Source organism: Halalkalibacter sp. AB-rgal2 (assembly GCF_041821005.1).
GTDB lineage: Bacteria > Bacillota > Bacilli > Bacillales > Bacillaceae_D > Halalkalibacter.
Genome location: NZ_JBGUAV010000065.1, coordinates 1 through 1058, shown reverse-complemented (window position 1 = coordinate 1058; position 1058 = coordinate 1). Strand labels below are relative to the sequence as shown.

General features: G+C 40.4%; 1 protein-coding gene. It reads right to left on the bottom strand.

Annotation, left to right across the window (positions count from 1 at the left end):
- Positions 1-7 precede the first annotated feature (7 nt).
- Positions 8-952 carry an IS30 family transposase gene (locus ACERJO_RS20940; RefSeq protein WP_247107613.1) on the bottom strand — a complete coding sequence of 315 codons (945 nt, stop codon included), beginning with the start codon at positions 950-952 and terminating at the stop codon, positions 8-10.
- Positions 953-1058 lie beyond the last annotated feature (106 nt).

Below are 1058 nucleotides of genomic sequence, written 5' to 3'. Positions count from 1 at the left end.
CGGTTTGTCAATCTAACTGCGACACTTCTTCCCAAAATGCTTCGTGTGAAGTTTTCCAGCCAAGACATTTCCTTGGTCGATGATTAATTAAATATAAGGCTAACTCTAGTTCTTCTTCAGTAATGAGAGATAGATCCGTCTTTTTTGGGAAAAATTCGCGTAAAAGACCATTGGCATTCTCGTTTGTTCCACGCTGCCAGGAAGCATATGGATCAGCAAAATAAACCAGCATATCCACCTGTTCTTCAATACTTGAATAGCACGCAAATTCTTTTCCACGGTCAACCGTTGAAGTCTTGAAAACACCTAAGGGATACTTATCAACCATACTTAGGATAGCCGTTTCCATGGATGAAGAACTTCGATTTTTCATCTTTACTGCAAGATACATCCGTGTTTTTCGCTCTGCGAAGGTAGCTAAACACCCTTTGCTTTTTCCACGACTTGAAACGATTGTATCAAGCTCCCAGTGACCGAATGTCGTTCTTTTCTTTACTTCTTTTGGACGCTGATTAATCGAGGTTCCAATGTTGAATCGTCCCCTAGTTTCAACAGGTTTTTGACGTTTACCTTTGTGGCGAAGCACAGTGAGATCCGACTTATTTAATAAACCTTGATAGAGCCAACGATAAATAGTTTTAAACGAAAGATTTAGTTCAGGTAGGCGGCCAATAATCTGTTCTGGAGACCATGTTAATTGAAGTTTCTCTTCAATAATCTCGGCTAGATAAGCAGACCATTTCCCCTTTGGTTTACAGTCTTTGCGACGCTCCACGTACATTTGTTGAGCCACTTCACTAGCGTATTCTTTTGTGCTGTTTCGTTTCAATTCTCGAGCAATAGTCGAATGATGACGATTGAGTTCTTTCGCCATTTGCCTAGTAGACCAACCTAGTTTTTGAAGGGCTTCTAGTCGTCCACGTTCAAACGTGGTAAGATGGGAATAGCTCATGATAAACCTCCGTGTAAGGGTTGTGTGGTAACTTCATTTTACACGAAGATTCATGGGCTTTTTGTTTTTCTTTTTAGGTGTCGCACTTAATATTACAATTCGTCTT